General features: G+C 73.6%; 22 protein-coding genes and 1 riboswitch. Of the genes, 16 read left to right on the top strand and 6 right to left on the bottom strand.

From position 1 onward, the window contains the following. The first annotated feature begins 171 nt into the window (after positions 1-171). The 5 genes from AB0P03_RS13065 (at position 172) to AB0P03_RS13045 (ending at position 6,890) form a co-directional block, all read left to right on the top strand. Entirely contained in the window at positions 172-1,518 is a 1,347-nt protein-coding gene (locus AB0P03_RS13065) for an NYN domain-containing protein (RefSeq protein ID WP_363583030.1), read from the top strand. 200 nt (positions 1,519-1,718) lie between these two features. Beyond that, positions 1,719-2,753, top strand: coding sequence for an NlpC/P60 family protein (locus tag AB0P03_RS13060; protein WP_363582996.1), 1,035 nt, complete (start codon positions 1,719-1,721; stop codon positions 2,751-2,753). A 338-nt stretch (positions 2,754-3,091) separates the two neighbouring features. Beyond that, positions 3,092-3,241, top strand: a riboswitch (cyclic di-AMP (ydaO/yuaA leader). A 10-nt stretch (positions 3,242-3,251) separates the two neighbouring features. After that, entirely contained in the window at positions 3,252-4,397 is a 1,146-nt protein-coding gene (locus AB0P03_RS13055) for an NlpC/P60 family protein (protein ID WP_363582994.1), read from the top strand. 226 nt (positions 4,398-4,623) lie between these two features. Beyond that, positions 4,624-5,670, top strand: a complete 1,047-nt coding sequence (locus AB0P03_RS13050) for an NlpC/P60 family protein (protein ID WP_363582992.1) — start codon at positions 4,624-4,626, stop codon at positions 5,668-5,670. A 188-nt stretch (positions 5,671-5,858) separates the two neighbouring features. Then, positions 5,859-6,890 carry a hypothetical protein gene (locus AB0P03_RS13045; RefSeq protein WP_363582990.1) on the top strand — a complete coding sequence of 344 codons (1,032 nt, stop codon included), beginning with the start codon at positions 5,859-5,861 and terminating at the stop codon, positions 6,888-6,890. Positions 6,891-6,954: 64 nt separating this feature from the next. On the opposite strand, the gene AB0P03_RS13040 is transcribed toward AB0P03_RS13045, so the two are convergent. Further along, positions 6,955-8,370 (bottom strand): glycosyltransferase 87 family protein, encoded by a 1,416-nt coding sequence (locus AB0P03_RS13040; RefSeq protein WP_363628798.1) that lies wholly within the window; start codon positions 8,368-8,370, stop codon positions 6,955-6,957. Between the two features lie 244 nt (positions 8,371-8,614). Between AB0P03_RS13040 and AB0P03_RS13035 the strand changes: the two genes are divergently transcribed. Beyond that, on the top strand, positions 8,615-9,751 hold the full coding sequence (locus AB0P03_RS13035) for a glycosyltransferase family 4 protein (RefSeq protein ID WP_363582986.1): 1,137 nt from the start codon (positions 8,615-8,617) through the stop codon (positions 9,749-9,751). A 61-nt stretch (positions 9,752-9,812) separates the two neighbouring features. Here AB0P03_RS13035 and AB0P03_RS13030 read toward each other — a convergent pair whose 3' ends face one another. Beyond that, the gene (locus tag AB0P03_RS13030) at positions 9,813-11,606 is read right to left on the bottom strand and encodes a long-chain fatty acid--CoA ligase (protein ID WP_363582984.1); all 1,794 of its coding nucleotides are present in this window, start codon (positions 11,604-11,606) and stop codon (positions 9,813-9,815) included. A 325-nt stretch (positions 11,607-11,931) separates the two neighbouring features. Here AB0P03_RS13030 and AB0P03_RS13025 point away from each other — a divergent pair, with 325 nt between their 5' ends. From AB0P03_RS13025 to AB0P03_RS13005, 5 genes are all read left to right on the top strand, one after another. Further along, entirely contained in the window at positions 11,932-12,393 is a 462-nt protein-coding gene (locus AB0P03_RS13025) for an SRPBCC family protein (RefSeq protein ID WP_350884431.1), read from the top strand. A gap of 24 nt (positions 12,394-12,417) precedes the next feature. After that, complete coding sequence (locus AB0P03_RS13020; RefSeq protein ID WP_363628796.1) at positions 12,418-13,590, top strand: ArsA-related P-loop ATPase; 1,173 nt, start codon at positions 12,418-12,420, stop codon at positions 13,588-13,590. Positions 13,591-13,675: 85 nt separating this feature from the next. Next, positions 13,676-14,053 (top strand): DUF5304 family protein, encoded by a 378-nt coding sequence (locus AB0P03_RS13015; RefSeq protein WP_363582980.1) that lies wholly within the window; start codon positions 13,676-13,678, stop codon positions 14,051-14,053. Positions 14,054-14,246: 193 nt separating this feature from the next. Beyond that, positions 14,247-15,191 (top strand): ROK family glucokinase, encoded by a 945-nt coding sequence (locus AB0P03_RS13010; RefSeq protein ID WP_363582978.1) that lies wholly within the window; start codon positions 14,247-14,249, stop codon positions 15,189-15,191. A gap of 133 nt (positions 15,192-15,324) precedes the next feature. Further along, a complete protein-coding gene (locus AB0P03_RS13005; protein WP_363628794.1) occupies positions 15,325-16,080 on the top strand; it encodes an endonuclease/exonuclease/phosphatase family protein in 756 nt (251 codons plus the stop codon). Here AB0P03_RS13005 and AB0P03_RS13000 read toward each other — a convergent pair. Both AB0P03_RS13000 and AB0P03_RS12995 read right to left on the bottom strand, forming a co-directional pair. Then, positions 16,077-16,868: a hypothetical protein gene (locus AB0P03_RS13000; protein ID WP_363628792.1), complete on the bottom strand. Its 792-nt coding sequence runs from the start codon at positions 16,866-16,868 to the stop codon at positions 16,077-16,079. The genes AB0P03_RS13005 and AB0P03_RS13000 overlap by 4 nt on opposite strands. Further along, positions 16,861-17,655, bottom strand: a complete 795-nt coding sequence (locus AB0P03_RS12995) for an alpha/beta fold hydrolase (protein WP_363582972.1) — start codon at positions 17,653-17,655, stop codon at positions 16,861-16,863. The genes AB0P03_RS13000 and AB0P03_RS12995 overlap by 8 nt, the downstream gene beginning before the upstream one ends. Before the next feature lie 256 nt (positions 17,656-17,911). Between AB0P03_RS12995 and AB0P03_RS12990 the strand changes: the two genes are divergently transcribed. The 3 genes from AB0P03_RS12990 to AB0P03_RS12980 are packed head-to-tail and all read left to right on the top strand — an operon-like array spanning position 17,912 to position 20,698. Then, on the top strand, positions 17,912-18,745 hold the full coding sequence (locus tag AB0P03_RS12990; protein ID WP_363582970.1) for a lysophospholipid acyltransferase family protein: 834 nt from the start codon (positions 17,912-17,914) through the stop codon (positions 18,743-18,745). A gap of 35 nt (positions 18,746-18,780) precedes the next feature. Next, positions 18,781-20,040, top strand: a complete 1,260-nt coding sequence (locus AB0P03_RS12985; protein WP_363582968.1) for a DUF5931 domain-containing protein — start codon at positions 18,781-18,783, stop codon at positions 20,038-20,040. After that, the gene (locus AB0P03_RS12980; RefSeq protein WP_063347264.1) at positions 20,018-20,698 is read left to right on the top strand and encodes a response regulator transcription factor; all 681 of its coding nucleotides are present in this window, start codon (positions 20,018-20,020) and stop codon (positions 20,696-20,698) included. The genes AB0P03_RS12985 and AB0P03_RS12980 overlap by 23 nt, the downstream gene beginning before the upstream one ends. Positions 20,699-20,781: 83 nt before the next feature. Here AB0P03_RS12980 and AB0P03_RS12975 read toward each other — a convergent pair whose 3' ends face one another. Then, a complete protein-coding gene (locus AB0P03_RS12975) occupies positions 20,782-22,716 on the bottom strand; it encodes an anthranilate synthase family protein (RefSeq protein WP_363628791.1) in 1,935 nt (644 codons plus the stop codon). A gap of 301 nt (positions 22,717-23,017) precedes the next feature. On the opposite strand from AB0P03_RS12975, the gene AB0P03_RS12970 reads away from it, so the two are divergent. Both AB0P03_RS12970 and AB0P03_RS12965 read left to right on the top strand, forming a co-directional pair. After that, on the top strand, positions 23,018-24,367 hold the full coding sequence (locus AB0P03_RS12970) for a class II 3-deoxy-7-phosphoheptulonate synthase (RefSeq protein WP_350884414.1): 1,350 nt from the start codon (positions 23,018-23,020) through the stop codon (positions 24,365-24,367). Positions 24,368-24,576: 209 nt separating this feature from the next. After that, the gene (locus tag AB0P03_RS12965; protein WP_363618862.1) at positions 24,577-24,870 is read left to right on the top strand and encodes a (2Fe-2S)-binding protein; all 294 of its coding nucleotides are present in this window, start codon (positions 24,577-24,579) and stop codon (positions 24,868-24,870) included. 4 nt (positions 24,871-24,874) lie between these two features. Here the strand turns inward: AB0P03_RS12965 and bfr are convergent, their stop codons facing one another. After that, positions 24,875-25,354, bottom strand: coding sequence for a bacterioferritin (gene bfr / locus AB0P03_RS12960; protein ID WP_363582962.1), 480 nt, complete (start codon positions 25,352-25,354; stop codon positions 24,875-24,877). Between the last annotated feature and the right edge of the window lie 166 nt (positions 25,355-25,520).

The raw sequence follows: 25,520 nt of genomic DNA, 5'->3' as shown, positions 1-25,520 counted from the left end.
GAGGACGTGGTGGACGCAGCGAGGGAGCCCGCCGAAGCGCAGGGGCTTCAGCCCGCTGCGGCCGTGCAGGCGCGGGCCGCCGACGCGGCTCCGTCCGAGCCCGCGGCCGTCGGCGGGGCGGCGGGTTCCGATGAGTCGGTGGGCTCCGGCGGGGCGGCGGGTTCCGGCGAGGTGGCGGGTTCCGGCGAGGTGGCGCCGGAGCGTGGTGCCGAGAAGCTGGACCGGCCGCTGCCCGAGGGCGTGCGCCGGCGCGTGGTCGGCCTGGCCTCGGACGCGCTCGGCGGGCTGCCGCCCGGCGAGCTGCCGCAGAGCCTGCGCCAGTACGTCAAGTTCACCCCGGCCCGGCGGGCCAAGTACGCGGCCACGGCGCTGGCCGCGGCGCTGGAGTCGGAGCCGGCGTTCCGGGTGCGGATAGCGGAGCGGCTGAGGCTGGGCCAGCCGGACCTGGTGAAGGCGTTGGAGTCGGGCAGCGTTCCGGGCGCCGCCGATCCGATGGACGTCGCGGCCGCCGCCTACCTGGTGCGGTCGGCCGGCTGGAGCCGGCTGGTGGCCGAGGCCGGGGAGGAGGCCGAGCGGGCCGGCGCCGAGGGCGCGGCCGCCGAGGCCACCCGGCTGGCGGAGAAGTTGCAGGCGGAGCTCGCCGAGCTGCGGTCCGCCGCCCGGGCGGACCTGGAGCGGCAGCGCGCGGAGTCCGAGGACGTCCGCCGGGAGGCCGAGTCGCTGCGGAAGAAGGTGCGCTCGCTGGAGAGCGACACCCGCCGGGCGCAGGCCGAGACCAGGCGGCTGACCGCCGAGCTGGAGGCCGCGAGGGCGCAGGCGGCCGCCGAGCGTGGCGCCGCGGAGTCCGAGGCGCGGCGGCTGCGGCACCGGGTCGGCGAGCTGGAGACGGCGGCCGAGCAGGGCCGCCGGTCGGCCCGCGAGGGCCGCAGCGTCGAGGACATGCGGCTGCGGCTGCTGCTGGACACGGTGCTGCAGTCGGCGCAGGGGCTCCAGCGGGAGCTGGCGCTGCCGGTCTCCCAGATCCGGCCGGGGGACCTGGTGGAGGCGGTGGTGCCGGGTGCGGCCTCGCCGCACGACGTGGCCCGGCGCGGTCTGGCCGACGACGATCCGGCGCTGCTGGACCAGCTGCTGGCGATCCCGCAGGTGCACCTGGTGGTGGACGGCTACAACGTGACCAAGACGGGCTATCCGACGCTGCCGCTGGAGCAGCAGCGGATCCGGCTGCTGGGCGGGCTGGCGATGCTGGCCCAGCGCACGCAGGCGGAGGTCACCTGCGTGTTCGACGGGCAGGACCTGGACGTTCCGGTGATCATGGCGCCACCGCGCGGGGTGCGGGTGCGGTTCAGCCGGACCGGCGAGACCGCGGACGAGCTGATCCGCCGTCTGGTGCGGGCCGAGCCGCAGGGTCGTCCGGTGGTGGTGGTGTCCACCGACCGGGAGGTCGCGGAGGGCGTGCGGAAGGCCGGCGCGCGCCCCGTGGCTTCCGTTCTGCTGCTGAACCGGCTGGCGCGGCCCTGACGGCTGCCGCGGCGGGATGAGGCCTGGTCAGCGCCCGGTTTGCGGCGGTGTGCACATCCAGTGAAGCCTGCGGGGGAAGTGGAGTTCACGCCTTCGGGGGAGTGGCAAAACCCGTGGATCTTCCCTAGGGTGTGGCGTCAAACCTATTTTCCGGATTCTCACCTGATCGGGTGAGGCCGATGGAAGAAGGAGCAATTCCCTTGGCCTCCCACCGCCGTCCCAAGCAGCCGAGCCGCGCCCGGGTCTCCGTGCTCACCGCTGCCGCGGCGACCGCGGTCGCCCTCTCCGCGCAGGTCGCCGCGCACGCCGCGCCCCAGCCGAGCAAGACCGACGTCAAGGCGCAGATCGACCAGCTCCAGCAGGATCAGGAGCAGGCGGCGGAGAAGTACAACGGCGCCAAGGAGCGGGCCGACCAGCTCCGCAAGCAGTCCGACCAGCTGCAGGACAAGGTGGCCCGCAGCCAGGACGAGATGACCCAGCTCCAGACCGGCCTGGCCGGCGTGGCGGGCGAGCAGTACCGCACCGGCGGCATCGACCCGTCCGTCCAGCTGATGCTCTCCTCGGACCCGTCGGGCTACCTGGAGAAGGCGTCCAGCGCCCAGCAGGCCAGCGCCAGCGAGTCGGAGGCGCTCAAGGGACTGCTGGACCAGCAGCGCCGGCTGGACCAGGAGAAGTCCGAGGCCGCCGCCGTCCTGGCCTCGCTCGACTCCACCACCAAGGACCTGAACCAGGCCAAGACGGACGTCAACCAGAAGCTGAAGGCCGCGCAGGACCTGCTGAACTCGCTCAGCGCCTCCGACCGCGCCGCGCTGCGGGCCCAGCAGCAGCAGGACGACCGCGCCTCGCGCGGCAGCGACCGTGCCGACCTCGGCAGCCTCCCGCAGGCCGGCGGCTACGCGGGCGTGGCCGTGGCCAAGGCGATGAGCAAGCAGGGCTCGCCGTACGTGTGGGGCGCCACCGGCTCGACCACCTTCGACTGCTCGGGCCTGATGGTCTGGGCGTACGGCCAGGCCGGCGTCTCGCTGCCGCGCACCTCGCAGGAGCAGGGCAACGTCGGCACCAAGGTCTCGCTGGACCAGGCCCAGCCGGGCGACCTGGTCATCTACGGCGCCGACCGGCACCACGTCGGGATGTACATCGGCAACGGCATGGTGGTGCACGCGCCGCACACCGGCGACGTGGTGAAGGTGATGAAGGTCGACGCGATGCCGATCAACACGATCCGCCGGGTCTGACGGCCCGACACGCCCGAAGGGCCCCGTCCGGGCCTGTGATCCACGCCACCCTCCGACCGGGGGTGGCGTTCGGGTTTTGTCCGCAGCGCGAGTCCCCGGTGAAGAGTGATCAGCTTTGCGTACGGCGGTGATCACTATGTGTCATATTCACAAAAGAACTTTGGTCTTCTTCCGTCTTTTTTCTGACAAGGATTTGAACGGATCACGGTTCAGTTACTAGGGTCGTGCCCCGAACCACCGCACTCCCGATCGCCCAGCCAGGGTGACGGCGGTGGTTTCCGTCGAGTTCGTGACGCAGCGGGGCGGGCCCAGTGCCTGCCCGACGGGGAGCCCAGCAGTCGGGGGTGCTGTCGAACGGAGCCGGGGAACCACGTTCCTCCGGGGTGAATCGGCGCCAGGTCGGCCGGTGGAACGGCCGTGAGGCGTCGTAGGGCACGCTTCCGGCCCGAACCCGTCAGCTCACCCGGTAGACGGCGTAGGAAGAAGGAGTCCGCCTTCGTGGCGTCCCATCGTCGTCCCAAGCCCGCCAGTCGCACCCGGGTCTCGATCCTGACCGGCTTCGCCGCGGCGGCCGTCGCGCTGTCCGCGCAGTCCGGCGCCCACGCCGACCCGCAGCCGACCAAGGACCAGGTCAAGGAGCAGGTCGACCAGCTCAACGAGCAGGCCGAGGTCGCGACCGAGAAGCTCAACGCCGCCCAGGAGAAGCAGCAGCAGCTGCAGAAGCAGGTCACCGACCTGCAGGACCAGGTGGCGCGGCAGCAGGGGCAGGTGACCGACCTCCAGGGCGGCCTGGCCGAGATCGCCGGCGAGCAGTACCGCAACGGCGGCATATCCCAGACCGTCCAGCTGATGTTCTCCGCCAGCCCGGACACCTTCCTGAGCCAGGCCGACACGCTGAACCAGGCCGGTGGCACCCAGAAGGGCCAGCTCAAGCAGCTCCAGGACGAGCAGCGCAAGCTCGACCAGGTGCGCTCCGAGGCCCAGGGCAAGCTCGCCGAGATGGAGACCACCACCCAGCAGCTGAAGAGCGCCAAGGACGAGGTCCAGGGCAAGCTCAAGGCCGCGCAGGACCTCTTCAACACCCTGTCCGAGCAGGAGCGCCAGGCGATCCGCGCGGCCGAGGAGAAGGCCGCCGCCGAGGCCAAGGCGAAGGCCGACGCCGCCGCGAAGGCCGCCCAGCAGCAGGCGGCGGCCCAGCAGGCCGCCGACCGCTCCTCCCGCGACAACAGCCGCACCGACCTGAGCGCGTCGCAGGCCCCCGCCGCGCCGGTCACCAAGCCGAGCGCCGGCAGCTCGCGCGGCGCCGCGGCGCTGTCCATCGCCGCCTCCAAGATCGGCAGCCCGTACGTCTACGGCGCCTCCGGCCCCGGCTCCTTCGACTGCTCGGGCCTGATGGTCTGGGCGTTCAACCAGGTCGACGTCTCGCTGCCGCGCACCTCGCAGGAGCAGGCCCACGCCGGTACCCGGATCGGCACCGACCTCTCCCAGGCCCAGCCCGGCGACCTGCTGATCTTCTACGGGGACGCCCACCACGTCGGCATCTACGCGGGCAACGGCCAGGTGCTGCACGCGCCCAAGCCGGGCGCGTCGGTCCGCTACGAGGCCGTCGGCAACATGCCGCTGACCTCCATCGTGCGGGTCTGATCCCCGCTCAGGCCCTCCCAGGCCCGGCCTTCCACCACGGAAGGCCGGGCCTGCGGCTTTTCCGGCGCATCGGACTGATGTCCGATTGCGGGTCAAATATTCGGGTTGGCAGGGGTTTGGACTCGGTTGCCCGGACTCGCTAACGTCTGCCACCGGACTCCGCTTCCAGGGCCGCCCGCGTTGGGGCGGCGGCGGGGCCCACCGCCGGATCGGAGCCGCTGCCGCCATGCCCGTGCACCGTCGTTCCCAACTGCTCGCCCGTGCGCTGGTGCTGACCGCGGCCGCCGCCACCGCCCTGGGTGTGACGACGGGCGGCAGCGCCCAGGCCGCCCCCGCCGCGCCGGACACGCCCACCCGCAAGGACGTCAAGGCGCAGGTGGAGCAGCTCTACGGCGAGGCCGAGCAGGCGTCCGAGAAGTACAACGCTGCCCAGGAGGCGCAGCAGCGGCTCCAGGGCGAGACGACCGTCCTCCAGGGCGAGATCGCCGTCGCCCAGGACCAGCTCAACCAGTTGCGCGGCGACCTCGCCACCGTGGCCGGCGCCGAGTACCGCGGCGGCGGCATGGCCCAGACCGTCCAGCTGATGCTCTCCACCGACCCGGAGGGCTACCTGTCCCGGGCCCGCACCCTCGACCAGGCCGCCGAGCGGCAGCAGGAGACCCTGCACGAACTGGCCACCCGCCAGCGCCGGCTCGACCAGCGCCGCACCGAGACCGCCGGCAAGCTCGCCGAACTCGACCAGGCCCGCCGCTCGCTCGCCGACAGCAAGCAGCAGATCCAGCAGCGGCTCACCGAGGCCCAGCGGCTCCTCAACAGCCTGGGCGTCGCCGAGCGGGCCCGGATGGCCGCCCAGGACGCCCGGGAGGCCGAGCAGCGCGCCACCCGGGGCACCGACCGGCTGGACCTTGGCACGGCCCCGCCCGCCTCCGAGCGCGGGGCGGCCGCGCTGGCGGCCGCGGTGCGGATGATCGGCTCGCCCTACCTCTACGGATCCACCGGGCCCCGCGCCTTCGACTGCTCCGGTCTGATGTACTACAGCTGGCGGCAGGCCGGAGTGACCCTGCCGCGCACCTCGCAGGCCCAGGCGTACGCCGGGCAGCGGGTCAGCCTCTCCGAAGCGCGGCCGGGAGACCTGGTGATCTTCTACCGGGACATGCACCACGTCGGGATGTACGCCGGCGGCGGGGTGATCGTGCACGCCCCCTACCCGGGCGCCAAGGTCCGCTACGAGAGCGTCAACGCGATGCCGGTCGCGGGGGTGGTCCGGCTCTGAGCCCGGCACCGTCCGACCCCGACGCCCCCCACCCGATAGACGGCGCCCGCCGGACGCTGTCCCGGCGCGGTGCGCTGCTGCTCGCGGCCGGCGGGCTGGCCCAGCTGTCGCTGCCGCCGGCGGCCCCGGCGGACCCCTCCGCGGCCGGGTGGGCGTCGGACCGGTGGGCGTCGGACCGGCGGGCCGAGGTGGCCGCGCTGCTGGACGCGCGGGCCCGGGCGCTGCCCTCCTGGTCCGGACCGGCGGCGATCGAGGCCGGCTACCGCAACCTGGTGCTCGGCGCGGACGCCGGACCGGAGCGGCTCACGGCCGCCGCCGACCTGGCGGTCCGGATCACCGGGTACGACGACTACCCGGTGGTGTACCCGCGCCGGATCGACCTGGTCCTGGCCGGCGGCGGCTGGCGGGTCGACCGGGAGGAGAGTGCGAGCGGGCCCCCGGCGCTCTGGGACCTCGGCTCCGCCCGGTCCGCGGCGGGCGCGCACTGCCTGGTGCTCGGACTGGCCGACGGGCCCGACCCGGCCGGTCTGGTCGCGGTGGCCGACCGGGCCGCACCCGCCGTGAGCGAGGTCTGGGGCACCGGCTGGGCGGGCCGCCTGCTGCTCGAAGTACCCGCCACCGCCGAGCAGTTCGCCCGGCTGCTGGAGGTCGACCCGGCGGGCTGGGCGGGCATGGCGGCGGTCACCTCGGCCGCCCCCGGCGCGCCCTGGCACACCCCCGCCGACCGGGTGCTGGTCAACCCCGGCACGTTCGGGCGGCTCAGCGACTTCGGCCGGCAGGTGGTCGTCACCCACGAGGCCACCCACGTCGCGACCAGGGCCGACACCCGGGCCTGGACACCGCTCTGGCTCTCCGAGGGCGTCGCCGACTGGACCGCCTACCGGGGCTCCGGCCGGCGCCCGCAGCAGATCGCCCCCGAGCTGGCCCGGGACGTCGCCGCCGGCCGGCTGCCCACCGCGCTGCCCGCCGACCGGGACTTCACCGCGGGGGCCGACGGCATCGCCCAGGCGTACGAGCAGGCCTGGCTCGCCTGCGAGCTGCTCGCCCGGCGCTACGGGCCCGAGCGGCTCGTGGCGTTCTACCGGGCGGTCGGCGCGGCCGACGGGGAGGGGGCGGACCGGGACCACCGGCTGGACCGGCTGCTCCGGGCCGGACCGGGCGTCGGCCTGGCCGAGTTCACCCGGCTCTGGCTGGACGAGGTGGCCGCGCTGCGTGATTAGGTCCTGTCCGGCGTCGCGGGCCCGGCAGGATCGGCCGGACAGGGCCTGACGGCGCGCGCGGCGTTCAGCGCCGCTGCCTGGCCGGGGTGCCGGGCCGGTCGATGCCGTCCAGCAGGTCCTGCTCGTAGGCGATGCCGGGGCGCACCGGGTAGGCGCCGGCGGGCACCGGCTCGGGCTTGGCCAGCACCACCGTCGCCGGGAGCTGTGCCGGGCCGCGGGTGGCGCGCCAGAGCCGGACGCAGGAGAGCACGGTGGCGGCCAGCAGCAGCAGGTTGCGCAGGCTGAGCACGGTGACGCCCCAGGGCTCGCTGGCGAGGATCCGGCTGAACATCAGCGGGAACTCGGCCAGTGTCAGCGGGCAGGCGAGCAGGATCAGCAGGGCCACCGGCCGCTGGCTGCTGTTGCGCACGGTCAGGCAGACGGCGGCGACGCCGATCAGCCAGACCAGGTACTGCGGGCTGATCACCCGGCTGGTGACGGTGAAGATGAGCAGCGCGCTGAGCGCCGCGTCGTACATGGTGGCCGCGTTGCGGCGCTTGGCGGTGAAGCGCCAGAGCAGCAGCCAGGCGAAGCCCAGCACGGTGCCGGCCATCATCACCTTGCTGATCACGGGGACCCACGGCCCGAGCATCTCCGGGGAGCCGTAGTTCATGGTGACCCTGCCGTCCCAGGCGTCCGCGAGCCGGGCGAAGTGCAGCGGCAGCGCGCCGAGCGACTCCACCTCGATGCCGCGCTCCTTCTGGAAGGCGAGGAAGCCGAAGGCGCCGTTCATCCCGGCCGCGAGCAGGAAGCCCACCGAGACGGCGGTGGCCGCGGCCAGCGTCCAGGCGCGGCGGGTGCGGCGGCCGGAGGGGGTGCCGATCAGGGCGAGCAGCGGCCAGATCTTGATGATCCCGCCCAGGCCGAGCAGCATCCCGCCGATCGCCGGGCGGCGGATCAGCGCCAGCAGGCCGGCCAGGGCGATCGCGGTGACGATGATGTCCAGCCGGTTGTAGACCATCGGGCCGAGCAGCGGCACGGCCACCACCCACATCCAGGCGCCGGTCAGTGCCCGGCCCCGGCGCAGTCCGGTGCGGACCAGCAGGGCGGTGGCGGCGACGTCGGCGATCCCGCAGATCACCCAGAAGGAGACCAGGTACGACCAGGGCAGCAGGCCGGGCAGCAGGATCACCAGGGCCGCGCCGGGCGGGTACTGCCAGGTCACGTCGTCGAACGGGAAGGTGCCGGTCTGCAGGACGCCGTACCAGGCGTGGTAGATCATCCAGACGTCGGCGGTGATGTCCCCGCCGAGCCCCTTGACCACGCCGGTCATCAGCAGCACCAGCACCGTCCGGGTGGCCACCCAGGTGGCACCGAGTGCGGCGAGCGCCCCGAACGGGCGGCCGGGGGCACGGGCCGGCTCCTGCCGGGCGGCCGGCGTCGGGCCGGGGCCGGCGGCGCCGCTGGGTGTACCGGACTCGGTGGCCGGGGCCAACTCCACTGCGCTCCCTCGTTCGTCTCGGACGTCCCACCGGAGGCGCCGCGCGACGGACGCCCGGGCGGTCGGAGGGGCGGTCGCGGCACGCTTGGCCGGGCCGCCACCGGCCGCCTAGGTACTAGGACTGACCCGGGGGTGAAACGGTTGCCGTGCGCGGATCCGTTCCCGGCGGGTCATGGTGTTGACCTATCGTACGGATCACCCAGCGGTACACCGAGCACCCCCCGACAAGCGAGCCGTGGCCTGAATGCACCGAACCTTGATCGTCACCAACGACTTCCCGCCCCGCCCCGGCGGCATCCAGGCCTTCGTGCACAACATGGCTGTGCGTCAGCCCGCCGGGAGCATCGTGGTGTACGCCTCCACCTGGCGGGACGGCAGCGAGGTGGCCCGCTTCGACGCCGAGCAGCCGTTCCCGGTGATCCGGGACCGGACGAAGGTGATGGTTCCCACACCGCGGGTCACCCGGCGGGCCGCCGAGATCCTGCGGGCGGAGAAGTGCGACTCGGTCTGGTTCGGCGCCGCCGCCCCGCTCGGGCTGATGGCGCCCGCGCTGCGCCGGGCCGGTGCGGCGCGGCTGCTCGGCATGACCCACGGGCACGAGGCCGCCTGGGCCCAGCTGCCGGCCGCCCGGCAGCTGCTGCGGCGGATCGGTGCGGGCACCGACGTGCTGACCTACCTGGGGGAGTACACCCGGTCCCGGATCGCGGGCGCGGTCGGGCCGCAGGCCGCGGCCCGGATGGTGCAGCTGCCGCCGGGCGTGGACGAGACGACCTTCCACCCGGGCTCGGGGGGCGCCGAGGTGCGTCGCCGGCTCGGGCTGGCGGACCGGCCGGTGGTGGTCTGCGTCTCCCGGCTGGTGCCGCGCAAGGGCCAGGACACGCTGATCGAGGCGATGCCGCAGATCCTCGCCGACGTGCCGGACGCCGTGCTGCTGATCGTCGGCGGCGGCCCGTACCGGGCGGACCTGGAGAAGCTGGCCGACGCCAAGGGGGTCCGGGCCTCGGTGCGCTTCACCGGCTCGGTGCCGTGGGAGGAGCTGCCCGCCCACTACGGGGCCGGGGACGTCTTCGCGATGCCCTGCCGGACCAGGCGCGGGGGGCTGGACGTCGAGGGCCTGGGCATCGTCTACCTGGAGGCCTCGGCGACCGGTCTGCCGGTGGTCGCCGGCGACTCCGGCGGCGCGCCGGACGCGGTGCTGGAGGGCGAGACCGGGTACGTGGTGCCGGGCGGCTCGGCCGCCGCGGCAGCCGAGCGGATCGTCCGGCTGCTGGGCGACGAGGAGCTGCGGCGGCGGATGGGCGAGGCCGGGCGGCGCTGGGTGGAGCGCTCCTGGCGCTGGGACCTGCTGGCCGGGCGGCTGACCTCGCTGTTGGCGGCCTAGACCGGGCTCGGACCCGTGAGCGGGCCCCGTCTCCTTCGCCGGAGGCGGGGCCCGTACCCGGCTACTTCTGGTAGATCGCCTCGATGTCGGCGGCGAAGTCCTTCAGCACGAGGTTGCGCTTGAGCTTGAGGGAGGGCGTCAGGTGGCCGCTCTCCTCGGAGAACTCGGTGTCCAGCAGGCGGAACTTCTTGACCGCCTCGGCGTGCGAGACGGCCGCGTTGCCGTCGTCCACCGCGGCCTGGAGGGCGGCCAGCAGGTCCGGATCCTGGCTCAGCTCGGCCACCGTGGCGGTGGCGGGCTTGCCGTTGAGCTCCTTCCACTTGGGGAAGAAGTCCGGGTCGACGGTGACCAGGCAGGCCACGAAGGGCTTGCGGTCGCCGACCACCATGACCTCGCCGACCAGTGCGTGCGCCCGGATGCGGTCCTCGATCACGGCCGGGGCGACGTTCTTGCCGCCCGCGGTGACGATGATCTCCTTCTTGCGGCCGGTGATGGTCAGGTAGCCCTCGGAGTCGAGCGAGCCGAGGTCGCCGGTGGCGATCCAGCCGTCCTTGAGGGTGTCGGCGGTGGCCTGCGGGTTGTTCCAGTAGCCGGTGAAGACGTGCGGGCCCTTGAAGAAGACCTCGCCGTCCTCGGCGATCCGCACCGAGGCACCGGGGACCGGCTGGCCGACCGTGCCGATCTTCGGCTTGTCCCACGGGTTGAAGGCGGTGGCCGCGCAGGTCTCGGTCAGGCCGTAGCCCTCCAGGACGGTGAAGCCGATGCCCCGGTAGAAGTGGCCCAGCCGCTCGCCGAGCGGGGCGCCGCCGGAGATGGCGTGGGTGGCCCGGCCGCCGAGGGCGGCGCGCAGCTTGCTGTAGACCAGCTTGTCGAAGACCGCGTGCTTGATCCGCAGGCCCAGGCCCGCGCCGCCGGCGTCCAGCGCCCGGCTGTAGGCGATCGCGGTGTCGGCGGCCTTGTCGAAGATCTTGCCCTTGCCGTCGGCCTGGGCCTTGGCGCGGGCGGTGTTGTAGACCTTCTCGAAGACTCTCGGCACGCCCAGGATCAGGCTCGGCTTGAAGGCGGCCAGCTCGGTGGTGACGTCCCTGACGTCGGAGACGTGGCCCAGCTTGATCGGCGCCATCGCGGTGGCGATCTCGGCGATCCGGCCGAGCACGTGGGCCAGCGGCAGGAACAGCAGGACGGAGCTGTCGCCGGTGCGGAACAGCGGGGCCAGGCGCTCCACCACGTTGCCGCACTCGGCGAGGAAGTTGGCGTGCGTCAGCTGACAGCCCTTCGGGCGGCCGGTGGTGCCCGAGGTGTAGACGATGGTGGCGATCGAGTCGGCGGTCGCGGTCGAGCGGCGCTCCTGCACCGTCTCGTCCGGGACGTCCTTCCCGGCCTCGGCCAGCGCGGCGATCGCGCCGCCCTCGATCTGCCAGGTGTGCTTCAGCCCGGTGAGCCGGCCGCGGACCTCGTCGACCACCTTGACGTGCTGGTCGGTCTCGGTGACGACGGCGACCGCGCCGGAGTCGCCGAGGATCCACTCGACCTGCTCGGCGGAGGAGGTCTCGTACACCGGGACGGTGATCGCGCCGGCCGTCCAGATCGCGAAGTCCAGCAGCGTCCACTCGTACCGGGTGCGGGACATGACGCCCACCCGGTCGCCCGGCTCGATGCCCGCGGCGATCAGACCCTTGGCGGCGGCGTGCACCTCGGCCAGGAACTGCACCGCGGTCAACTCCTGCCAGCGGCCGTCCACCTTCCGGCTGAGCACCGCGACGTCCGGGTGCTCCGCCGCGTTCCGGTGCACAGGGTCGGAGAGATTACCGCCGCCGGGTACCTGATAGAGAGCCGGAAGGCTGAAGTCGAGCAAGACTGCTCCTCGTTCGCGACGCTGCGGGACGGCAGGACGTTACTGCCCGGTAGGCAGCTTCGACCAGGGGGGTCGGCTCCGGTGTTCGAAGTGTCACACCCGGCCGGGTCCGACCAGGCCGTGACCGGGTCGTTCGAATGGCACCCTACGACAGCCCCGAGGTGACCGGCCGGTAGCATGCCCCGCCGACCGGCGCCGGGCCCCCGCCGAGCCGCGGCCCGCGCGGCCGAGCCGATCGCTGGTCGCGGTAGCCTGCTCCGGGCGGACAAGGCCGAGCACGCTCGACCGGACCGGCAGGCAGAGGGACGACGCGGAGGGCCATTCCATGGCGGAGCACACCAGGTCGAGCATCACCATCGACGCGACCCCGGCCACGGTCATGGCCGTGATCGCCGACTTCGCCGCCTACCCGGCCTGGACCGGCGAGGTCAAGGAGGTCGAGGTCCTGGAAGCCGGCGAGGACGGCCGCGCCGCCCAGGTCCGCCTGCTGCTCGACGCCGGCGCCATCCGCGACGAGCACGTCCTCGCCTACACCTGGGACGGCGACCGCGAGGTCGGCTGGACCCTCGTGCGCAGCCAGATGCTCCGCTCGCTGGACGGCTCCTACTCCCTCGCCCCGCTCTCCGGCAGCCGCACCGAGGTGACGTACCAGCTCGCCGTGGACGTCAAGATCCCGATGCTCGGCATGATCAAGCGCAAGGCCGAGAAGGTCATCATCGACCGCGCCCTGGCCGGTCTGAAGAAGCGCGTCGAGGACGCCGACGGCAAGAAGCCCGTCCAGGGCTGACGCGGCGGAACGGGGGCCGACGGCATGACGGCGACACGCACCATCCTGGTCAGCGGCGACGCGGGCGCGCCCGTGGTGGCCGCCGCCACCGCCCTGCACGCCGCCCGGCGCGGCCACCGCACCTGGCTGCTGGCCGCCGACGACCCGCACCGCGCCCTGGACGGCGTCCTCGGCACCCGCCTGGAGCCCGAACCGGCCCGCTACGCACCCGGCCTGACCGTCTCCCGGATCGACGAGCAGGCCGCCTTCCGGTACGCCGCCGGCGAGCTCACCAGCCGGCTCAAGCCCGCCCTCGACCTGCTCGGCGCCGAGCAGCTCGACCCCGAGGAGCTGACCGCCCTCCCCGGCATCGCCCGGATCGCCCTGCTGCGTGCCCTGCCCGCCGCCGACCAGGACGTCCTGGTCGTGCTCGCCCCGCCGCCCGCCGAGCTGATCGCCACCCTCGCCCTGCCCGAGCAGCTGGAGCGCTACCTGGACCGGCTCGTCCCCGAGCAGCGGCAGGCCGCCCGGGCGCTGCGCCCGCTGCTGGCCGGCCTGGCCGGCGTGCCGATGCCCGCCGAGTGGCTGTACGAGGGGCGGACCAAGGCCGCCGCGGTGCTCGCCGAGTCCCGCGCCGCGATCGCCGCGCCCGGCACCAGCGTGCGCCTGGTCGTGCCCGCCGACGGCCACCCGTACCGGGAACTGGGCCGGATCCGGGCCGGGTTGGCCCTGCACGGCCACCGGCCGGACGCCGTCGTGGTGCACGGAGTGCTGCCCGAGGGCGCGGCCGACTCGCCGGACCCGTGGCTGGCCGCGCTGGCCCGCCGCCGCCGGGAGGAACTGGCCGAGCTCGCCGCCGAGACCGACGCCCCGGTGCTGGCCACCGGACTGGCCGAGGCCACCCTGGAGGCCGTCGCCGACCGCCTGTACGGGGGCGGGCCCGGCCCGGAGCGGCTGGCCCCCGAGCCCTGGCCGGTCGAGGACCGCCTCGCCGAGGATGGCCTGCTGGTCTGGCACCTCGCGCTGCCCGGCGCCGACCGGGCCGAGCTGGACCTCGTCCGGCGCGGCGACGAACTGGTCGTCGGCCTCGGCGCCCACCGCCGGGTGCTCACCCTGCCGTCCGCGCTGCGCCGCTGCACGGTGGCCGGCGCGAGCCTGCACGATGGGGCGCTCTCGGTACGGTTCGCGCCCGACCCGGCGCTCTGGCCCCGGGGCTGAAGCCCTTTCGAGGCCCCTACCGGCTGTCCGGTAGCGTCGGGCCCGAGGGCCGCGGGGTGCGGCCACGGCTGAGGAGGCGCCCGCGATGACCAGCACCGACGACCGGACCGAGCCCACCGCCGAGCCGGGCGGCCCGCAGGCCCACCCGTTCGGGCCGGAGCTGGGCCCGCTGGTGGACGAGGTGCGCAAGCTCGCCTCCGCCGTCGGCCAGAAGGCGCAGGAGGCGAGCGCCGACACCCTGATCACCCTCTCCGGGCTGGCCGACCGGCTGCGCACCCAGCAGCCCGAGGTCTACTCCCACCTCGCCGCCGCCGGCTCCGGACTGGCCGCCGCGGGCACCGAACTGCTGGCCGCCTACCGGGCCGCGGTGGCCGGCCACGAGCACCGCTGGACGGCTGGCGAGGGCTCCCCCACCGAGCGGATCGACCTCGACACGCCTGACGAGGCGTCCGCCAAGCAGTGAATCCGTAACCTTCGAACCGTGATCGCGTTGCTCTGGTGCGTGACGAAGCGGGCGATTAGATACGACTTTTGAAGCTTGGCGGCCCGGTTGGTCCATGATTGTCTTCGGTTAATGTATGCGAGGCTGTGTACGGGGGGCAGGGTTGGGCGGTACCGTTCCGCCCAGCGGGAACGAGTGAATAGCTGAGGGACACATGGCTCTGACCATCGGCGTCGATGTCGGCGGGACCAAGATCGCGGCAGGCGTGGTCGACGAGGCGGGCGCGATCCTGGCCCGGACCAGGGTGCCCACCCCGGCCGACCCGCAGTGGGCGGTCGATGCCATCGCGCAGGCCGTGCGCGAGCTCAAGGAGCAGCACCCCGACGTCACCGCCGTCGGCGTCGGCGCCCCCGGCTTCGTGGACAGCAACCGTTCCACGGTGATCTTCGCTCCCAACATCGACTGGGAGAACGAGCCGCTGCGCGGCCGCATCGAGGAGCTCGCCGGCCTGGACACCGTCGTCGAGAACGACGCCAACTGCGCCGCCTGGGCCGAGTTCCGCTTCGGCGCCGCCGCCGACCACCGGGACATGGTGCTGATCACCGTCGGCACCGGCATCGGCGGCGGCATCGTCCTCGACGGCCGGCTGCACCGCGGCCGGTTCGGCGTGGCCGGCGAGATCGGCCACCTCAACATGGTCCCCGACGGCCTGGCCTGCGGCTGCGGCGGCAAGGGCTGCTGGGAGCAGTACGGCTCCGGGCGGGCGCTGCGCCGCTACGGCCGGGAGAAGGCCGCCGCCGACCAGGTGCGCGGCCGGCGGATGCTGGAGCTCAACGACGGCGTCGCCGAGACCATCCGCGGCATCCACATCACCGAGGCGGCCGAGGAGGGCGACCCGCTCGCCCTGGAGTGCTACGCCGAACTGGCCGACTGGCTCGGCCGCGGCATGGCCGACCTCGCCGCGCTCTTCGACCCGGGCGTCTTCGTCCTCGGCGGCGGCGTCTCCGATTCCGGCCGCCTGCTGCTCGACCCGGTCGCCAAGGCCTTCGAGCACTACCTCACCGGCGGTATCCACCGCCCGCGCGCCGAGGTCGTGCTGGCCTCGATGGGCTCCGCCGCCGGCATCGTCGGCGCCGCCGACCTGGCCCGCACCGCGTAGCCACCCCCCGAACCCGCCGGCGGCGGTGCGACCGGACCCCGACCAACCCCGGACGCGCCGCCGCCGACGCACGCCCCCGGCCCTGCCGTACGGTCGTCCCACGCACCACGTACGTACGGGGAGGACCAGGACCATGACCACGGCACCCGCCGAACCGCCGCCGCCCGGCCCGCGCCGGTTGCGCCTGCTCAGCTACAACATCCGCTCGCTGCGGGACGACCGGCGGGCGCTGGCCCGGGTGATCCGGGCCTGCGCGCCCGACCTGGTCTGCATCCAGGAGTCGCCGCGCTACTGGCGGCCCGAGGGCCAGGCCGCCTGGCTGGCCCGGAGCACCGGGACGGCCGTCCTGGCCGGCGGCGGCCGGACCGCCGCCGGGCCGCTGCTGCTCGGCCGGCCCGGCGCGGCGCAACTGCTGGGCGTGCACGACCGGCTGCTGCCCAAGACCCGCGGCCTGCACGCCCGGGGCTTCGCCACCGCGCTGCTGCGACTGCCCGGAGCGGCGCCGTTCACCCTCACCAGCTGCCACCTCAGCCTGGACGCCGACGAGCGGTACGGCCAGTTCGAGTTGCTGGTCGACCAGCTCGGGATCGCCGAACACGGCATCGTGGCAGGGGACTTCAACGAGCACCCGGACGGCAGGGGCTGGCAGCTGCTGGCCGCGCGGCTCCAGGACGGGTACCCGACCGCGCCCTGGGGCGGCGAGTTCACGTCCGTTCCCGAGCGCCCCTACCAGCGGATCGACGCCGTGTTCGCCACGCCCGGGATCACCGTCCTCGGCTGCGGGGTGCCGCACGGGCTGCCCGGCGTCACCGAGGCCGACCTGCGCGCCGCGACCGACCACCTGCCGGTGCTCGCGGTGCTGGAGCTGCCGGAGGCTCCGGCAACCTAGACGACCGCGCCGTTGTCCGGGTCCTCGGGCTCGTCCTCGTCGCGGTCCTTCATCCGGGTCACCAGGGTGACGAAGCCGCCGAGGAAGGCGGTGATCCCGACCCAGGCCGGCCAGCCGGCGATCTCCCGCCACACCACCGCGTCGAACAGCAGCAGGGCGGGGCCGCCGAGCACCGCGAGCCAGGCGAACTTCGCGGTGACGTCGGCGGTCGGCAGCGGCGGGGGCTCCGGTGGGACGTAGTGGTCCTCGTCGGTCTCCTCGGCCAGCTCGAAGTCACGCGGGCCCGAGCCCGCCGCCGGCATCACCGGCCGACCGGAGCGGGGGCGGGGCTGCGGGGCGAGGTCGGCGAGGTCGTCCGGGTCGGTCCGGGAGCCGGGGGCGTCCTTGAGGCCGCCCTTCAGCTCGCTCTGCGCCCGGAGGTTCTCGACCTCCGGCCAGTTGGGATTGGTGAGGTCCACGGGGTCGTCGAACTGGGCGACCAGGGCGGCGAAGATCTCGTCCTGCTCGGCCTGGCTGCGCTCGGGGGCGCGCCGGGTGCGGGGCTCCGCGGGCGCGGTGGCGTCCGGTTCGGCCGGGCGCCGGTCGGCGGCCGTCGCTTCGGGGGACTCCGCGGCCGGGGCGGTGACGCCGTCCGCCCCCGGACGGTCCGCCGGGGCGCCGCTCTGCGCGGTGCCGTCCTTCGCCGTGCCGTCCTTCGCCGTGCCGTCCTTCGTCGCGCCGTCCTCGCGGGGTGCCTCGTCCCCGCCGCCCGCCGTGCTGCTCTCGTGCACTTCCGGCCCTTCAGCCATGGTGATCGTCGGATTCGACCCCGGTGACGCCCACCGCGTGCGCGGGGGCCAGCCGTCGGATGAAGTCCTGGCTGGCCGCGAATATTTCCGCCGCGTCGTGGTCCAGCGTCGCGACGTGGAAGCTGCGCTGGCACAGCCGCTCCGTCACGTCGGTCGAGGATATCCGGGCCAGCACCAGTTCCGAGTTGGCCGGCGAGACGACGTGGTCCTGCGGACTGCGGAAGAGCAGCACCGGCTGGGTCACCTGCGGCAGCCGCCGTCGGACGTCCCGCCACAGCCGGCCCAGCGACCAGGCGGCGTTCAGCGGCGTCCGGTCGTAGCCCAGCTCGACCGCGCCGGGCTTGGCGATGTCGTCGGCGATCCCGGGCACGCTCGGCACGAGGTGCCGCAGCACCGGCAGCAGCACACTCGCGGGGTTGTCCGAGCGCACCGACGGGTTGACCAGCACCAGCCCGGACACCGCCGGACCGTGCAGCGCGGCCAGCCGCAGCGCCAGCGCGCCGCCCATCGACAGCGCGCAGACGAAGACCTGCTCGCACTCGGCGGAGAGCGTCAGCAGTTCGTGCTCGACCTCGGCGTACCAGTCCTCCCAGCGGGTGACCTGCATGTCCCGCCACCGGGTGCCGTGTCCGGGCAGCAGCGGCAGCGACACGCTGAACCCGGCCGCGGCCAGTTCCTCCGCCCAGGGCCGCAGCGACTGCGGCGACCCGGTGAAGCCGTGGCACAGCAGCACCCCCACCGGTCCGCCGCGGTGGCGGTACGGTTCGGCACCGGGCAGCAACGGCATGGCGGACTCCTTCGCGGGCGGGTGGCGCTGGGGGAGGGACGCTGGAGGGGGAGGCTGCGGGAATCCGCATCGTCCCACGGCCCCGCCCGGGACGTACACCCCTCATGGCGGCTCCCGCGCGGGCCGCACACCCCTCGCGGCGGCCCCCGCGCGAGTGCTTGCGGGAGTCCGGCGGCGGCCCGCCGGGGCGGGGCGGGGCGCGGGCCGAGCCCACGGGGCATTAGGATCGACCGGTCCGCATAACAGGAGGCCCGGGTTGTTCTACCGACTGATGAAGATGATCGTCGCGCCACTGCTTCGGATCTTCTTCCGGCCGTGGATCGAGGGTGAGGAGAACATCCCCACCGAGGGCGCGGCCATCATCGCGAGCAACCACCTGTCCTTTTCGGACTCCTTCTTCTTCCCCGCGCTGATCAAACGCCGGGTGACCTTCATCGCGAAGGCCGAGTACTTCAACACCCCGGGCATCAAGGGCCGGCTGACCGCCGCGTTCTTCAAGGGCGTCGGCCAGCTGCCGGTGGACCGCTCGGGCGTGCGCGGCGCGGGCGAGGCCGCGATCCGCAGCGCCATCGCGGTGCTGGACGGCGGCGAGCTGTTCGGCGTCTACCCCGAGGGCACCCGCTCGCCCGACGGCAAGCTGTACCGCGGCAAGGTCGGCGGCCTGGCGCGCGTCGCGCTGGCCACCGGCGCGCCGGTCATCCCGGTCGCCATGATCGACACCGAGAAGGTCCAGCCGCCCGGTCAGGTGATCCCCAACTTCGGTACCCGCCCCGGCATCCGGATCGGCCGCCCGCTGGACTTCTCCCGCTACCACGGCATGGAGAACGACCGCTTCATCCTCCGTTCGGTGACGGACGAGGTGATGTACGAGATCATGCGGCTCTCCGGCCAGGAGTACGTGGACATCTACGCGACCGCCGCCAAGCGGCAGATCGCCGACGACAAGAAGAAGGCCGACGCCGAGCGCAAGGCCGCCGCCAAGGCGGAGAAGGCGGAGGCGGAGGCCGAGAAGGCCGCCGCCGACAAGGCCGCCGCGACGGAGAAGGCCGAGCAGTCCGGGCAGGAGCCGAAGGAGACCGGGTCGGCCTGACGACCGCGGGCGCGGCCCAGGGGAGGGGCGGAAGGATGACGGACGGCGAGAGAACCGGGGCAGTCGGCGGCGCGGTCGCGGCCGGGGGCATGTCCGTCGAACTGCCGTTGTGGAAGGCCATCTCCTACTTCCGGCTGCTAGCCCTCTGCTACGCCCTGCTGCGCTACCTCAATTCCTACCTGGACTTCCTGCACCCCGTCGCCGGCTGGATCTTCCTCGGTACGCTCACCCTCTGGACGCTCGCCAGCACCCGGGCCTTCGCCGGCCCGCAGCGCTGCACCTGGTACGTGCTCGGCACCGACCTCACCCTCGCCGTCACCGGCATCGTGATGAGCGGCCTGACCGACGACCCGGTGCGGATCAGCCACGGCGCGCCCACCCTGCCGACCATCTGGGCCGCCGGTACGGTGCTCGGCTTCGCCGGCAAGGGCGGCTGGCGCTGGGCGGCCGCCGCGGGCACGGTGATCGGCGTCGCCAACATCCTCGGCCACGGCGGCGCGACCGGCGACAACGTCCACAACATCATGCTGCTGATGGTGGCCGGCTGCGCCATCGGCTACGTCATCGAACTGGCCCGCGCCAGCGAGGCGACGCTCACCCGGGCACTCCAGGTCGAGGCGGCCACCCGGGAGCGCGAGCGGCTCTCCCGCGACATCCACGACGGCGTGCTCCAGGTGCTCGCCCTCGTCCAGCGCCACGGCGCGGAACTCACCGTGCGGCCGACCGAGGGCGCTGCGGCCGTGGCCGGTGGACGCCCGGGCGGCGACGCCGACTTCGCCGAACTCGGCCGGCTGGCCGGCGAGCAGGAGCGCGCCCTGCGGGCGCTGATGACCGGCGGCCCGATCCCGGGGCAGCGCCCGCCGGAGCGCGGGGCCGGGGAGCCGCAGGACCTCACCGCGCTGCTGCGCCCGTACGCCGACGAGCGGATCACGCTGTCCGCCCCCGGCGGGCCGGTGCTGCTGTCCGCCGGGGCGGCCGGCGAACTGGCCGCGGCGGTCGGCGCCGCCGTCGACAACGTCCGCCGGCACGCCGGGGAGCGGGCCCGGGCCTGGATCCTGGTGGAGGACGAGCCGCAGGCCGTCACGGTCAGCATCCGCGACGACGGCCCCGGCTTCGCCCCCGGCCGCCTCGGCGAGGCGGAGCGGGCCGGGCGGCTGGGCGTCTCCCAGTCCATCCGCGGCCGGCTGCTGGACCTCGGCGGCACGGCCGAGCTGTACTCGGCGCCCGGGGAGGGCGTCGAGGTCGAACTCCGCGTCCCGAGGAAGGGGTCTGATGACCGATCAGCCGACGACTGACCGGCCGATACGGGTGATGGTCGTGGACGACCACCCGATGTGGCGCGACGCCGTCTCGCGGGACCTCGCCGAGGCCGGGCTGGACGTGGTGGCCACCGCGGGCGACGGCGAGGAGGCCGTGCGCCGGGCCCGCGCCTGCTCGCCGCAGGTCGTCGTGCTGGACCTCAACCTGCCCGGTCTGCCCGGCGCCGAGGTGTGCCGCCAGGTGGTCGCGCAGGACCCGGCGGTGCGGGTGCTGGTGCTCTCGGCCAGCGGCGAGCACCAGGACGTGCTGGAGGCGGTGAAGTCCGGCGCGACCGGGTACCTGGTCAAGTCGGCCGGGCGGGAGGAGCTGCTGGACGCGGTGCGGCGCACGGCCGTGGGCGACGCCGTGTTCACCCCGGGCCTGGCCGGCCTGGTGCTGGGCGAGTTCCGCCGGCTGGCCGCCGAACCGGCCCCGGCCTCCGCGCCGGCCGTCCCACAGCTGACCGCCCGGGAGACCGAGGTCCTGCGCCTGGTGGCCAAGGGCCTGTCGTACCGGCAGATCGCCGACCGGCTGGTGCTGTCGCACCGGACGGTGCAGAACCACGTCCAGAACACGCTCGGCAAGCTGCAACTGCACAACCGGGTGGAACTGGTGCGGTACGCGATCGAGCAGGGGCTGGACGACGACATCTGACGGCTCCGGTGGGATCCGGCCGCCTCGGCGATCCCGCGTGCGGTGGGGGGCCGGTCTCCCGGGACCGGCCCCCCACCGGCTGCTCAGCCGCGGACGGCCGCCGCCTCGCGCAGCAGGCCCGCCACGATGCCGACGCCGTCGCGGGTCAGCACCGACTCGGGGTGGAACTGGAGGCCGGCGAAGCCGGGCCCGCGCAGCGCGTGGACGTCCCCGGTGGCGGCGTCCCGGGCGACCTCGACGCCCCGCGCGGCGAGCCGGGCCGCGTCGGCGTCCGAGCAGCGCGCGGTGAACGTGTTGTAGAAGCCGACGGTGTGCTTGGTGCCGAACAGATCGATGCTCTCCTGCGCGCCCTGGTACGGGACGTCCTTGCGGCCCAGCGCCAGCCCGAGCTCGCCGCAGAGCAGTTGGTGGCTGAGGCAGACCGCGAGCAGCGGCGCGGTGCGGGCTCCGGACCGGACGGCTGCCAGGGCGTCCGCGACGACCGGCCGCAGCAGGGCCATCTTGGGGTCGTCGGTGAGCGCCGGGTCGCCGGGCCCGGGGCCCAGCACCAGCGGCCCGCGGTGCGCCGCCAGCAGGGCGGGCAGCCCGGGCGCGTCGTAGCGGACGACGCTGACCTGGTGGCCGATCGAGGTGAGCAGGTGGGCGAGCATCGAGGTGAAGGTGTCCTCGCCGTCGACCACCAGGGTCGGCGCGGGCTCGGTGACCACGGTCGGTGTCTGCATCCGCAGCCAGAACGGGGCGAGGTCGGCCCGCCGGGCGTCCAGGGCGGCCTGGACGCGGTGGTCGTCGGCCAGCCGGGGGCCGGTGGGGCCGGGCAGCCGGGCGGGCGCGGGCCGGGCGCCGATCGCGGTGAGCACCCCGGCGGCCTTGGCGTGGGTCTCGGCGACCTCGGACTCGGGGACGGAGTGGCGGACCAGCGTGGCGCCGACCCGGACGACCAGGCGGCCGGTGGCCGGGTCGATGTCGGCGGTGCGGATGCAGATGGGCGAGTCCAGCAGCTGCCCGCCGCTGGCGGAGCGGCCGATCAGGGCGAGCGCGCCGGAGTAGTAGCCGCGCCCGCCGGGCTCGTACCGCTTGATGACCCGGGTGGCGTTCTGGACCGGGCTGCCGGTGACGGTGGCGGCGAACATCGTCTCGCGGAGCACCTCGCGGACGTCCAGCGAGGTGCGTCCGCGCAGCTCGTACTCGGTGTGGGCGAGGTGGGACATCTCCTTGAGCCGGGGCCCGAGCACCTGGCCGCCGAGGTCGCCGACCGTGCACATCATCTTGAGCTCTTCGTCGACGACCATCGTCAGTTCCTCCAGCTCCTTGGGGTCGTGGAGGAACCGGAGCAGCGAGTCGATGTCCGAGCCGCCGGTCGGATAGCGGTAGGTGCCGGAGATCGGGTTCATCACGACGGTGCCGCCGCTCTGGCGGACGTGCACCTCGGGGGAGGCGCCGACCAGGACGCGTTCTCCGGTGTGCACCAGGAAGGTCCAGTAGGCGCCGCGCTCCTGCTCCAGCAGCCGCCGGAACAGGGTGAGCGCGAGTGCGGGCGAGAAGTTCTCCAGGGTGGCGCCGAAGTCGCGCCGGGTCACGAAGTTGGCGCCCTCGCCGTTGCCGATCTCCTCCTCGATCACCCGGCGGACGATCGCGGCGTACGCCTCGTCGTCGATGTCGAACGAGCCGCCGGTGAGCGAGACCGGCGACTGCGGCAGGGCGGCGGTGAGTTCGGCCAGCGGCAGGGTGTGCTGTTCGGCCACCGAGAGGGCCTGCAGCGGGGTCCCGTCGTCGTGCGCCTCGAAGCCGCGCTCGCGGATCTGCCGGTACGGGACGAGCGCGAGCAGGTCGTGCACGGGGCCGTCGGCCGGGACGCCGGTGCGGACCGGCAGGTCGGCGAGGTTCCGGTAGCTGTCGACGGTGCCCATCAGCACCTCGACGGTGTCCGGGGCGAGCCGGGGGGTGCGGCGGTGCAGCAGGGCGAACGCGGGCGCGTCGGGAGCGGTGAGGCGGGCGAGCAGGTCGGCGGTGGCGGTCACGGAGCGGCTTCCTTCCGGGGGACTGGTGAGGTGCGGTGCTGGGATCCGCTCCCGGAGGGCCGTCTGCGCATACGCCGACGGCCGCCCCGAGGGGCGGCCGTCGTGTTCGTCTAGGAACGCGCGATCGGTGGGCCACCCTTGGGGGAGGCCCACCACCAGGAGTGGGTGTGGGGCGCGTGCATGGTTCGAGCGTAGCGGATCGTGCGGGGAGGGTGAGCCCGGTCACGTGTTTGTCCGAGTTATGTCTCACCCCTCGGGCAATGGTCACGAATCGCTCGGGTCACCCCGTAGCCTTGGTGGTGTGACCGTGACGACTGAGACATCGAGGACTGGCCACTCCTGGCAGTCCCTGCCCGCGGCGCAGCAGCCTGAATGGCCGGACCAAGAGGCTCTGCGCAAGACCCTTGCCGAGCTCGCCTCCTATCCGCCGCTCGTGTTCGCCGGCGAGTGCGACCAGCTGCGCGCCCGGCTCGGCGCCGTGGCGCGCGGGGAGGCCTTCCTGCTGCAGGGCGGTGACTGTGCCGAGGCCTTCGACGGCGTCTCGGCGGAGCACATCCGCAACAAGCTGAAGACCCTGCTGCAGATGGCCGCCGTGCTGACGTACGCGGCCTCGGTGCCGGTCGTGAAGGTGGGCCGGATCGCCGGCCAGTACTCCAAGCCGCGCTCCAAGTCGACCGAGACCCGCGACGGCGTGACGCTGCCGGTCTACCGCGGCGACTCGGTGAACGGCTTCGAGTTCACCCCCGAGTCCCGCATCCCGGACCCGGAGCGCCTCAAGCGGATGTACAACGCGTCCGCCGCGACGCTGAACCTGGTGCGCGCGTTCACCACCGGTGGCTACGCGGACCTGCGCCAGGTGCACGCCTGGAACCAGGACTTCGTGCGCAACTCGCCGGCCGGCCAGCGCTACGAGCAGCTCGCCCGGGAGATCGACAACGCCCTGGCGTTCATGAACGCCTGCGGTGTGGCGCCGGAGGAGTTCAAGACCGTCGAGTTCTTCTCCTCGCACGAGGCGCTGATCCTCGACTACGAGACCGCGCTGACCCGCGTGGACTCGCGCACCGGCGAGCTGTACGACGTCTCCGGCCACATGGTGTGGATCGGCGAGCGCACCCGCCAGCTGGACCACGCGCACATCGAGTTCGCCTCGAAGGTCCGCAACCCGATCGGCGTCAAGCTCGGCCCGACCACCTCGGTCGACGAGGCACTGACCCTGATCGAGAAGCTGGACCCGGAGCGCGAGCCCGGCCGCCTCACCTTCATCACCCGGATGGGTGCGGGCAAGGTCCGCGACCACCTGCCCACCCTGGTGGAGAAGGTCACCGCGTCCGGCGCCCAGCCGGTGTGGATCTGCGACCCGATGCACGGCAACACCTTCGAGGCCTCCAGCGGCCACAAGACCCGCAGCTTCGACGACGTGCTCGACGAGGTCAAGGGCTTCTTCGAGGTGCACCGCGCGCTGGGCACCCACCCGGGTGGCATCCACGTGGAGCTGACCGGCGACGACGTGACCGAGTGCGTCGGCGGTGGCGACGAGGTGCTGGTCGACGACCTGCACCAGCGCTACGAGACGGCCTGCGACCCGCGGCTCAACCGCAGCCAGTCGCTGGACCTGGCGTTCCTGGTGGCGGAGATGTACCGCGGCCAGTGAGCTGCCACGGGAGCTGCCACGGGTGAGCCGCCGCCGGCGGGTCACCGGTGAACGAATGTGACGAAAGCCCCTCCGGATTCGGGGTCCCCGAGCCCGGAGGGGCTTTTTCGTGCCCGGATCGCCGGGTAAGGTGAGGCTTAGTGAAGTAAGGCAAGCCTTAGTCAAGATCGTTCCGCCGGTCGGCGCCGCACCACCCTGGAGAGTCCGCGATGTACGTGTGCATGTGCCATGCGGTCACCGAGGACCAGGTGAAGAAGGCGATCGACGCCGGGGCCGGCACCCCGCGCCAGATCGCCCGGGGCTGCAAGGCCGGCACCGACTGCGGATCCTGCGTCCGCCGGATCCAGGCCCTGCTCGGCGAGCACGGCGCCCGGCCCTGCCCGACCGCCCGCCTCGCCGCGAAGCTCGGCCTGGCCGACCCGCAGGACCAGGCCGCGTCCGCGCCGGTGGCCACCGTGACTCAGGCCGCCCCGACCCCGGTCGCCCCGCTGCGCGCGGCCTGAGGGCTCAGGAGTCCGGCTGCTCGATCACCTGGGCGAGGTAGAGGGCTTCGCCGAGCTTCTCCAGGAGCTCCAGCTGGGTGTCGAGGTAGTCGATGTGGTGCTCCTCGTCGGCCAGGATGTCCTCGAAGATGTTCGCCGAGGTGACGTCGTTCTTGGCGCGCATCACCACGATCCCGCGCTTCAGCCGGTCGATCGCCTCGACCTCGATCTGGCGGTCCGCCTCGAACATCTCCTTGACCGTCTGGCCGATCCGGACGTGGAACAGCCGCTGGTAGTTCGGCAGCCCGTCCAGGAAGAGGATCCGGTCGGTGAGGGTCTCGGCGTGCTTCATCTCGTCGAAGGACTCGTGCCGGGTGTACTTGGCGAGCTTCGTCCAGCCGAAGTTCTCCTGCATCTTGGCGTGCAGGAAGTACTGGTTGATCGCGGTGAGCTCCGCGGTGAGCTGTTCGTTGAGGAACTCGATGACCTCTGGGTCGCCCTGCATGGCTGGTGCCTCCCTGCGCTACGGCCTGTTGTGACTCCTGCGCTGCGCATCCTGGCATCGAAATGGGAGAAAATTCCAGTAAGTTCACACTCACTAGGACATGTTTTGGAATATCCGATTTGAGCCGATACGGGCCCGATCACCGGTTCTTGGGGGCGGGGCGTGT

Origin of the sequence: Kitasatospora sp. NPDC088779, assembly GCF_040685395.1 — a bacterium.
Taxonomy (GTDB): Bacteria; Actinomycetota; Actinomycetes; order Streptomycetales; family Streptomycetaceae; genus Kitasatospora.
The sequence above is the reverse complement of the archived record's forward strand: the minus strand, read 5'-3'. Positions and strand labels throughout refer to the sequence as shown.

What these genes read in the sequence shown, in the direction of transcription:
- AB0P03_RS13050 (WP_363582992.1), top strand. Translation starts at nt 4,624, where the DNA reads ATGCCCGTGCACCGTCGTTCCCAACTGCTCGCCCGTGCGCTGGTGCTG.
- AB0P03_RS13035 (WP_363582986.1), top strand. Translation starts at nt 8,615, where the DNA reads ATGCACCGAACCTTGATCGTCACCAACGACTTCCCGCCCCGCCCCGGC.
- AB0P03_RS13025 (WP_350884431.1), top strand. Translation starts at nt 11,932, where the DNA reads ATGGCGGAGCACACCAGGTCGAGCATCACCATCGACGCGACCCCGGCC.
- AB0P03_RS13020 (WP_363628796.1), top strand. Translation starts at nt 12,418, where the DNA reads ATGACGGCGACACGCACCATCCTGGTCAGCGGCGACGCGGGCGCGCCC.
- AB0P03_RS13015 (WP_363582980.1), top strand. Translation starts at nt 13,676, where the DNA reads ATGACCAGCACCGACGACCGGACCGAGCCCACCGCCGAGCCGGGCGGC.
- AB0P03_RS13010 (WP_363582978.1), top strand. Translation starts at nt 14,247, where the DNA reads ATGGCTCTGACCATCGGCGTCGATGTCGGCGGGACCAAGATCGCGGCA.
- AB0P03_RS13005 (WP_363628794.1), top strand. Translation starts at nt 15,325, where the DNA reads ATGACCACGGCACCCGCCGAACCGCCGCCGCCCGGCCCGCGCCGGTTG.
- AB0P03_RS13000 (WP_363628792.1), bottom strand. Translation starts at nt 16,868, where the DNA reads ATGGCTGAAGGGCCGGAAGTGCACGAGAGCAGCACGGCGGGCGGCGGG.
- AB0P03_RS12995 (WP_363582972.1), bottom strand. Translation starts at nt 17,655, where the DNA reads ATGCCGTTGCTGCCCGGTGCCGAACCGTACCGCCACCGCGGCGGACCG.
- AB0P03_RS12985 (WP_363582968.1), top strand. Translation starts at nt 18,781, where the DNA reads ATGACGGACGGCGAGAGAACCGGGGCAGTCGGCGGCGCGGTCGCGGCC.
- AB0P03_RS12980 (WP_063347264.1), top strand. Translation starts at nt 20,018, where the DNA reads ATGACCGATCAGCCGACGACTGACCGGCCGATACGGGTGATGGTCGTG.
- AB0P03_RS12965 (WP_363618862.1), top strand. Translation starts at nt 24,577, where the DNA reads ATGTACGTGTGCATGTGCCATGCGGTCACCGAGGACCAGGTGAAGAAG.
- bfr (WP_363582962.1), bottom strand. Translation starts at nt 25,354, where the DNA reads ATGCAGGGCGACCCAGAGGTCATCGAGTTCCTCAACGAACAGCTCACC.